The following is a 2,730-nucleotide window of genomic DNA, read 5'->3' on the forward strand; positions in this document are numbered from 1 at the left end:
GTGGTTATTTGCAGGGTTGAAAAGGTTGGGGGTGAAGTGAGAATTCTGTTATTGCGAACTTATTTCGAACCTCTAGCTCAGAGGATGATTGTTAAAGTGAAAGTTCTCAGCAGTGATGGGAGGGAGATGCTGTACACATTCAATGAGAGGATACCTGCAGGCTATTTAACTACATACGCCCTCTACGTTCCAAACGCTAAATACGTGCAAGTTGAAGTGGAAGTTGATGATGTAAAGGTTGTTAAGGAAGCATGGTTGAGCGGCTCTTGAAATCAAACATTCAATTAAGATATTGGCTTAACATATCCAGCATAGTATCTATGGGTATAAGCATACTGCTCTCCTGGACGTACATACTATATAAAGTTGAATTATATTGCCCATGCTGGGAAACGACTTTAAAGTTCGTGATACGTGCATTGATCCCACCCCTAAACTATGTGGGGATAATTGTGTGGGCAATCCTCCTATCCATCCCCCTAATAGTTAATGGTAGATCGTGGTTTATTGCCATACCACCATTAACGTTAATACTGACTATAGCCATATCAGACCCACTACCATTAGCCCTCACATCCATCTCACTAATGCTTCTAAGTGGTTTAAGGAGGGTTTTTGAAGCCATATCGGCAGGCATAATTTTTGTGGAATCAACTGTGCTCACATATATTTTGGCGAGGGCATATAATTTGCAAATCCCCCTACTCCCAACACTGCCAATACACCTATCCCTATACACCTCACTAATACCAGTAATGCCAATCCTAGTCTTAGTGGCTTGTCTCTCACCAATACTAAACCCACTAGCCACCAGGAAATTCAACCCAGCAAGTCATGGTATGAGTAGAACATTATTAGCCATAGCCCTAATCACAAGCTTAACGATGTGGTCAATAATATATTATTCGGCATTAAACCCAGGCTTAAAACTTGTTGGAGTTGATGCAATTACAAGATACTATCCACATGCAATCCAACTCTTGAAGGGAGGGTTGCAGAGTGTGATGAGTGTTGGTTATGACCGCCCACTATACTACCTAATCCTATACGTATTAGCAAAATATTTGGGGGTATACAATGCTGTTAGGATGCTTGCATTAATAGCCATATCCACTTACACAGTGGCATCATACATATTTGCAAGGGAGGTTTGGGGTGGATGGGTTGCGGGGGTGGCGGCAATGATTGCGCCACTCACATATACGGCTACGGTGGGCTTCTATAGTGGATTATACAGCAATTGGACATCACTATCAATTGCACTCCTAGCCTACACATCAATTGTAAAATGGCTGAGGAGGGGTGGGGTTAAATGGTTAACCTTATACTTCATTCTAATGGCTGGATCAGTTGCAACCCACGTGTATATGGGGGCAATATTCTTCGCAACCTCCACAATCACACTTGCGCTGGCAACCATTGAGAAGAATTTCAGGAGGAAAGCTTTAACTGTATTGGCAATTCAAATTGCATTCGCCACACTAAGCCTACTAGCAATTGAAAACATTGGTCCACAAATTGGAATCCCCACGACACGGACACCAATAAAAATAGTTATCAGCAACATGAATCTATGGTTGAGGGGGGTTGCAAACCTAAAAATATTCTCAACTGACTGGTGGAATAACATGTGCTTCGCAATATATGCATATGCACCCACAGCGGCATTAGACCCAACAGTCTGGATTCTAACGGCAATAGGTATAGCTACACTTAAATTCAAAAGTCTAGATGGCTTCATAATCATGCCATGGATTCTTATAGTTGCAACCCTAAGCTTCACAGCCCCACTAAACCTCATATATAGAGTGTTATACGACATGCCATACTCCATAACTGAAGCTGTTGGGATAAGCTACATAACTGGGAATATGGGGAGGAGGTTTAGTGGAAGGGTTGGCGCAATATCGTTGGCAGCCTTAATTGCATTCAAAATATGCTATGCAATGAATTACGCTGTTGGATTAGCCTCCTAAAAGCGGGTATGGTGAGGTGGCATGTGAGTTGAGCTGGATACTTGATGAAGAGGTTTTAGCGGTTTTAACAGCCATAATAATTGTTGCAACAGTTGTGGGGGGAGTACAAGTATTTAATGCTGGTAGGGTTGTTGAACCATTCAGTGAGTTAGGCTTACTTGGGCCATCTGGGAAGATAGGTGGATATCCGAGGGAGGTTGTTGCTGGAATACCATTCCAACTCAATGTTTATGTTGGGAATCATGAGGGTAAAACAATGTATTATAGGGTTATGGTTAAAGTTGGAGATAAATCCTCAATAATAAATGCTTCAACACCACTACAATCCAAACCAATAATGGACATCAGAGTCATTTTAAGCCATAACTCTTCAACCATAATCCCAGTAAACATAACACTATACGATCCAGCCATAAATGTTAGACTTGTCTTTGAAATGTGGATATACAATGAAACTGCTGGGGCATTCAATTATTATGGTAGATGGAACCAGCTATGGATAAACGTTACAAAACCACCAACACCAACCACAACACAAAAACAATTAGTGGAATTGAGCTCAGAATTGGAGTCTAAAATCATTGAAGCATACCTATCCATTAGGAGAGCCGAGAATTCTGGGGGGGACGTCACAGAAATGGTGAACCTAACAAACAAAGCCATAGAATACGCCTACAAGGGGGATAGTGTTAAAGCTGAAACACTACTAAACAATACATTGACACTGGAATCGGAAGTATCCAAAGCTGGAATA

3 protein-coding genes are annotated in these 2,730 nt (G+C 41.5%); all 3 read left to right on the forward strand.

Annotated features, from left to right (window positions below):
- The coding region (locus tag MRT15_RS12470) for a hypothetical protein (RefSeq protein ID WP_304330619.1) at positions 1 to 270 on the forward strand (270 nt) is incomplete at its 5' end.
- Complete coding sequence (locus MRT15_RS12475; protein WP_304330620.1) at positions 267 to 1,976, forward strand: hypothetical protein; 1,710 nt, start codon at positions 267 to 269, stop codon at positions 1,974 to 1,976. The genes MRT15_RS12470 and MRT15_RS12475, both read left to right, overlap by 4 nt.
- A gap of 16 nt (positions 1,977 to 1,992) precedes the next feature.
- Positions 1,993 to 2,730 (forward strand): DUF1616 domain-containing protein (locus tag MRT15_RS12480; RefSeq protein ID WP_304330621.1); only part of this gene is annotated, 738 nt, incomplete at its 3' end.

The organism is Candidatus Culexarchaeum yellowstonense (assembly GCF_024707025.1).
Lineage (GTDB): Archaea > Thermoproteota > Methanomethylicia > Culexarchaeales > Culexarchaeaceae > Culexarchaeum.